At 70.8% G+C, this 6,319-nt stretch carries 7 protein-coding genes; 4 read left to right on the top strand and 3 right to left on the bottom strand.

All coding sequences use genetic code 11. The annotated features are described in order from the left end of the window. Positions 1-509: zinc-binding dehydrogenase (locus tag GT042_RS17815; protein WP_161309702.1), on the top strand; the 509-nt coding region annotated here is incomplete at its 5' end. A gap of 66 nt (positions 510-575) precedes the next feature. On the opposite strand, the gene GT042_RS17810 is transcribed toward GT042_RS17815, so the two are convergent. Together GT042_RS17810 and GT042_RS17805 are read right to left on the bottom strand one after the other, a co-directional pair. Next, complete coding sequence (locus GT042_RS17810; RefSeq protein WP_161309701.1) at positions 576-1,418, bottom strand: class I SAM-dependent methyltransferase; 843 nt, start codon at positions 1,416-1,418, stop codon at positions 576-578. An 85-nt stretch (positions 1,419-1,503) separates the two neighbouring features. Next, complete coding sequence (locus GT042_RS17805; RefSeq protein WP_161309700.1) at positions 1,504-2,259, bottom strand: class I SAM-dependent methyltransferase; 756 nt, start codon at positions 2,257-2,259, stop codon at positions 1,504-1,506. Between the two features lie 143 nt (positions 2,260-2,402). On the opposite strand from GT042_RS17805, the gene GT042_RS17800 reads away from it, so the two are divergent. From GT042_RS17800 to GT042_RS17790, 3 genes are read left to right on the top strand one after another with little or no spacing between them, the layout of a single operon-like run. Beyond that, positions 2,403-3,287 (top strand): ABC transporter substrate-binding protein, encoded by an 885-nt coding sequence (locus GT042_RS17800; protein ID WP_161309699.1) that lies wholly within the window; start codon positions 2,403-2,405, stop codon positions 3,285-3,287. Continuing rightward, a complete protein-coding gene (locus GT042_RS17795; RefSeq protein ID WP_345943816.1) occupies positions 3,284-4,192 on the top strand; it encodes an amino acid ABC transporter permease in 909 nt (302 codons plus the stop codon). Before GT042_RS17800 ends, GT042_RS17795 begins: the two co-directional genes overlap by 4 nt. Beyond that, on the top strand, positions 4,189-4,968 hold the full coding sequence (locus tag GT042_RS17790) for an amino acid ABC transporter ATP-binding protein (RefSeq protein ID WP_161309698.1): 780 nt from the start codon (positions 4,189-4,191) through the stop codon (positions 4,966-4,968). Before GT042_RS17795 ends, GT042_RS17790 begins: the two co-directional genes overlap by 4 nt. A gap of 19 nt (positions 4,969-4,987) precedes the next feature. Here GT042_RS17790 and GT042_RS17785 read toward each other — a convergent pair. Then, the coding region (locus GT042_RS17785) for an alpha/beta fold hydrolase (RefSeq protein ID WP_161309697.1) at positions 4,988-6,319 on the bottom strand (1,332 nt) is incomplete at its 5' end.

Below are 6,319 nucleotides of genomic sequence, written 5' to 3'. Positions count from 1 at the left end.
TGGTCGGCGCGGGCGGCATCGGGGCCCTCGCCGTCCGGTACGCGATCGCCATGGGAGCCCGGGTCGCCGTGGTCGGCCGCTCGCGGCGGGGCGAGGACCGGGCCAAGGAGATGGGCGCGGAGCTGTTCGTGGCCGGCGCCGAGACCGATCCGGCGGTGGCGCTCAAGGAATGGGAGGGGGGAGCGGACGTCATGGTGAACGCGGCCCCCTCCACCGCGGCGGGCAACGCCGCCGTGGCCGGCCTCGCCCCCGGCGGCACCCTCGTCTTCTGCGGATACGACTCCGGGCCGATCACCGTGCCCAGCCAGGCGGTGGTGCTCAACCGGCTGCGCGTGATGGGCAGCCCGTCCGGCTCCCCGCACGACCTGCGCGACACGCTCGCCTTCTCGGCCCAGCACGGGATCCTCCCCGAGATCACCCCGATCGACCTGGACGACGCGCCCGCCGCCGTGGACGGCCTGGCCACCGGATCCCGTACGCACGGCAGGTCGGTCATCGCGTTCGACTGAGGACCCGTCCGCGCACCCGGTCCGCGTCCCGGCCCGCACTGCGCGGCCGAGGCCGGGCCGGTCCGGTCAGCGGGGTGCGAAACGCGTCAGGACGGTCATGGTCGGCCGCAGGTTCCGTACGCCCGGCACACGGCGGGCGAGAGGCGCCACCGTACCGAAGAACACGCCGTGACCCCGGGGGACGGGCACCTCGCGCACCTCGCTGATGCCCGGATGCGCGGTGAAGACCTTCCGCAGCTCGCCCGCGTTCATGCCCCACGGCATCGGCGGGGTGGTGTAGCCCTGCACGGTGGTCATCCCGCCGTGGGCCGTCCGCGCGCTGAACCAGCGCGGCACGGCGTCGAAGACCAGCGCGCCGCCCGGGAAGCGCTCGGCGCACCGGGCGATCAGCTCCCGTACCTCGGCCGGGCGCAGGTACATCAGCAGTCCCTGCGCGGTGACGAGGACGCCCCGGGAGGTGTCGATCTCGTCCATCCACGCGGGATCGAGGGCGGAACAGGCGAGCGTACGGCGCCGCTCCCCGTCGGGCAGCAGGTCCCGCCGCACGGCCACCGTTTCCGGCAGGTCGACGGAGAGCCAGTTCACCCGCCCGTTGTCCACCCGCCAGAACTGGGTCTCCAGCCCCTCGCCCAGCGCGACGACCGTGCCGTCGGGGTGTTCGGCGAGGAAGTCCCGTACCACCGAGTCGAAGGTCAGCACCCGCAGCGCCTGGCCCTGCGCGAGGAACGGGCTCGGCGGCCCGAACGTCTCCTCGAACGGATAGTCGATGGAGTCGACGAGCGTGACCGCGCGCGGGTCCTCGAACGCGGCGAGCGGCTGCCGGGCCGCGAACGAGCGGTGGTAGAGGTTCCACAGCAGCGTCTCCGGGACGGCGGAGAGCGCGACCGTTCGTGGTGTCCCGTGGTCCATGGCGCTGGTCCTCCCGTGTTCGCCTGCCGTATGCCTCTCTCATTCAACCGTGCCCACCCCCGGTGACCCACGAACGGGCAGGGGCTCAGTGCTCTCGCGAATGCGCCGATCCGCCCCGGCGCGCGACCATCAGCGCGCCCCGCGGCGTCCCGTCGGGCCGCTCGCCCAGGTCGGGGAGGGGAAGCAGCTCGGTCGTGAAGCCGGCCCGGGTCAGATCGGCCAGGACGTCCGGCAGGGGAAAGGTGCGGTAGTACATGACGAAGGAGGGACGGCGTACGAGGTTGCGCAGCCGCATCACGCCGTCGAAGCCCCACAGCGTCCAGTACAGCCGCGAGCCGACCGGCGGCGGCGCCGGCACGGGGAAGACGAACAGGCCGCCCGGTCGCAGCGCCGCGTGGGCCTGGGCGAAGAGGCCGGGGCGCTCGGCGGGCAGGAAGTGCCCGAACGCGCCGAAGCTCACGGCCAGGTCGAAGGCCGAGGCGAAGGGGAGGGCGCGGGCGTCGGCCCGTACCCAGTCGACGGCGGGCCCCGGGCGCGGATCGTCACCGAACCGGGCCGCGGCCTCCGCGAGCATGCCCGCGCTGAAGTCGACCCCGGTCACCCGCTCCTCGCACACCTGCCGCAGCACCCCCACCCCCGCCCCGGTGCCGCAGCAGAGGTCGACGCCCGTACGGAACGGGCCGAGCGGCCGTACCGCCCGGGTCACCGCGTCCAGCACCCGCTCCGGCGTACGGAACGGGGTGTGGTCGAACTTGGGCGCGAGCAGGTCGTAGCCGTGCTCGATGGACGAGAGCGCCTGGACGGCGAGTTCGCGAAGGGTCGGGCCCTGGGGGGTGAACATCACTCAGGAGCGTAGTCGCGCACGCGGCGGTTCCGGTGCCGGGGGCGGGTCCGGGCGCGAAGAAAACACACATCGGTGGAATTTCATACGATCGCAATCAAGTGATCTCGACAGCGCGGCCCGTGGAGTGCAATTCTCCCGCCATGCACCTCAGAGCCCGAATCGGCTTTCCCGCCCTCTTTGTCGCCGCCGCTGTCATCACCGTCGGCGGCTGCGCCCCGCAGGACGACTCGACGTCCGACGACGCGGCGTCCCCCGGAACGTCGGCCACCGCGCCGGCCTGCGACAAGGGGAAACTGGGCACGCACACCGCGGGCAAGCTGACGATCGGCACCGACAAACCGGCGTACGCGCCCTGGTTCCAGGACGACCCGGCCAACGGCAAGGGATTCGAGTCCGCCGTCGCGTACTCCGTCGCCGAGGCCCTCGGGTACGGCAAGGACCAGGTCGTCTGGCAGACGGTGCCCTTCAACAACTCCTTCTCGCCGGGCGCCAAGGACTTCGACTTCGACATCAACCAGGTCTCCATCAGCGACGAACGCAAGCAGGCCGTCGACTTCTCGTCCGGCTACTACGACGTGCGCCAGGCCGTCATCGCGCTGAAGAGCTCCCCGTACGCGAAGGCGAAGACGATCGCGGACCTCAAGGGCGCCAAACTGGGCGCCCAGGTCGGCACCACCAGCCTCGACACGATCAACGACGTCATCAAGCCCGGCCAGAAGCCGGCCGTCTACCAGAAGAACGACTTCGCCAAGTCGGCGCTGCGCAACAAGCAGGTCGACGCGATCGTCGTGGACCTGCCGACGGCCTTCTACATCACCGGCGCCGAGGTGACGGACGCCAAGGTGGTCGGCCAGTTCCCCAACGCCGGCGGTGCCACGGAGCAGTTCGGGCTCGTCCTCGACAAGGGCAGCAAGCTCACCACCTGCGTCAGCCAGGCTGTCGACGGGCTGCGCGGGAACGGCACGCTCGCGGACCTGGAGAAGCAGTGGCTGTCGGACGCGGTGGACGCTCCGGTGCTCAAGTGACCACTGGCACCATCCGCAAGGAGAACGGCGAGGACCGCGGGGGGAGCGCCGGCGCGGACACGTACACCCCCTCGGCGCGACGGCTGGAGCGCGAGCGCTTCAAACGGGTCCGGGCCCGCCGCGCCACCGCGATCGCCGCCCTCTCCACCCTGGTGACCGGCGGCGTCCTGTTCGTCGTCATCACCGGTTCGCCCGGCTGGCAGCGCACCCGCGAGACGTTCTTCAGCGCGAAGTACGCCCGCATGGCGCTGCCGGACGTCCTCGACGGCCTGCTCCTCAACCTGCGGCTGCTGGCGGTCTGCGGCGTCTGCGTCCTCCTGCTCGGCCTGCTCCTCGCCGTCGCCCGTACGCTGCGCGGCCCGGTCTTCTTCCCGATCCGGGCGCTGGCCACCGCGTACACCGACTTCTTCCGCGGACTGCCCCTGATCATCTGCCTGCTGATGGTCGTCTTCGGCGTCCCGGCCCTCCGGCTCCAGGGCGTCACCAACGACCCGGTGGTGCTCGGCGGCACCGCGCTCGTCCTCACCTACTCCGCGTACGTGGCCGAGGTCTTCCGCGCGGGCATCGAGTCCGTCCACCCCTCGCAGCGGGCCGCCGCCCGGTCGCTGGGCCTGTCCGGCGCGCAGACGCTGCGGTACGTGGTGCTCCCGCAGGCGGTACGGCGCGTGGTGCCGCCGCTCCTCAACGACCTGGTCTCGCTCCAGAAGGACACGGGCCTCGTGTCGATCGCCGGCGCGGTCGACGCCGTCTACGCGGCGCAGATCATCGCCGGGAAGTACTTCAACTACACGCCGTACGTCGTCGCGGGCCTCGTCTTCGTCGCGCTGACGATCCCGATGACCCGCTTCACCGACTGGGTCACCGCCCGGATGGACCGGCGGCGCGCGCAGGGAGGGACCGTATGACGGCCGACCGGAACGACCGGAACAGTGCCACCCCCGTGCTGCGGCTGGAGTCCGTACGCAAGACCTTCGGCCGGGACCGCGTCATCCTGCGGGACGTCAGCCTCGACGTCCCGCAGCACACCGTGACGGCGCTGATCGGCGCCTCGGGCTCCGGCAAGTCGACGCTGCTGCGGTGCGCCAACCTGCTGGAGGAGATCGACGACGGGGCGATCTTCCTCGACGGCGAGGAGATCACCGACCCCCGGGCCGACCCCGACGCGGTGCGCCGCCGTATCGGGGTCGTCTTCCAGGCGTACAACCTGTTCCCGCACATGACGGTCCTCCAGAACGTCACCCTCGCTCCCCGCCGGGTCCTCGGCGTGGAACGCGCCGAGGCGGAGGCGGGCGCGCGCGACCTGCTCGCCCGGCTGGGCCTCGCCGACAAGGCGGGGGAGTACCCCGACCGCCTCAGCGGTGGCCAGCAGCAGCGCGCGGCGATCGTCAGGGCGCTGGCGGTACGGCCCCGGCTGCTGCTCCTGGACGAGATCACGGCGGCGCTCGACCCCGAACTGGTCGGCGAGGTGCTGTCGGTCGTACGGGACCTCAAGGGCGAGGGCATGACGATGGTGCTGGCCACCCACGAGATGGGCTTCGCCCGGGAGGTCGCGGACCAGGTGTGCTTCCTGGACGACGGCGTGGTGCTCGAACGCGGCACACCGGCCGAGGTCTTCGGCGCACCGCGCGAGCAACGCACCCAGCAGTTCCTGCGCCGGATCGTGGAGGCGGGTCGGCTCTGAGGGAGCGGTACGGGAGTCCCTACGCGGTCCCGTCTCCGTCCTCCGTCGTGGACAGCCAGTCGGAGATCGAATCCCACAGCAGAGCGAGCATGGGGGGATCGGCCATGTCGTCGTGGGAGCACGGCAGCCGTGACTCGCTGATGTGACCGGACGTGTAGGGCTGCCACATGAAACGGCCGGAACCGTCCTCGAGTTCGTCCGACGAGATGAAGAGGAGGTCGCCGTGGAATCTGCGCGGGTAATGCTTTACGTAGATACGGGTGTTGTTCGCGATGATTCTCGCCCTCGCTCCGGCCTCTTCCTCTGAAATCTCGTTACGGAAGTAGTCCGGAAGGCCGGCGAGATCATGGAGAGAAGGCGCCTCGTCGAGTTCCGCCGATGCCTCCGATTCCGCCGCCGCGTCGAGCGTGCCGAGCGGGGCGGGGGCATAGCCTCCCATGATGACGAGCGCCACGTGCTGCCCGTCCTCCTGTAGTTGTACGGCCATCTCCTGCGCCACGCGGCCTCCCATGGACCACCCCAGCAGGTGATACGGGCCGGACGGTTGCACGGTGCGCAGTTCCTTGACGTATTCCTCCGCCATTTCCCGGATGGATCCCGGCAACTCACCCGCGTCGTCCCTGTCCCGCGCCTGCAACCCGTACAACGGGATGTCAGGAGGGACAACTCCAGCAAGGGGTGCGAAGCACCAGCTCAACCCGGATCGCGGATGGACACAGAAGAGGGGCGGCCGGCTCCCGTGCGTCCTGATCGGGAGAAGCGTACGCAGCGATTCCGTCATCGCGGGAAGGCTGAGCCGATGGGCGAGTCCGGCGACGCTGGGTGCCTGCATCAGCATCTGGACGGAGACATCGACCCCCATGGCCGAACGGATTCGGCTCACCAGTTTGACCGCCAGAAGTGAATGTCCACCGCGTTCAAAGAAATTGTCCTCGACGCCGATGTGAGGCACATTCAGTTCGTCGGCGAAAATCCCGCACAGGATCTCCTCCTGGACCGTCGACGGCCCCCGGCCCCCGTCGGCCGGCTGATGATCCGGCGCGGGCAGGGCCCTGCGGTCGAGCTTGCCGCTCGCCGTCAGCGGCAGAGCTTCCAGGACCACCAGGGCGGACGGCACCATGTACTCCGGCAGCAGCGCGCCGAGATGGGCGCGCAGGGCGGCACTCTCCGGCCGGGGAGTGTCACCGCCGGCGGGGACGAGGTAGCCGACCAGGCGCTGGTCGCCGGGGCGGTCCTCCCGTACCGTCACCGCTGCCTGGGCCACGCCCGGGTGGGCGAGCAGCGCGGCCTCGACCTCCCCCAGCTCGATACGGAAACCGCGTACCTTCACCTGGTCGTCCGTACGGCCCAG

This window comes from Streptomyces sp. SID3212, from assembly GCF_009865405.1.
Classification (GTDB): domain Bacteria; phylum Actinomycetota; class Actinomycetes; order Streptomycetales; family Streptomycetaceae; genus Streptomyces.
The sequence above is the reverse complement of the archived record's forward strand: the minus strand, read 5'-3'. Positions and strand labels throughout refer to the sequence as shown.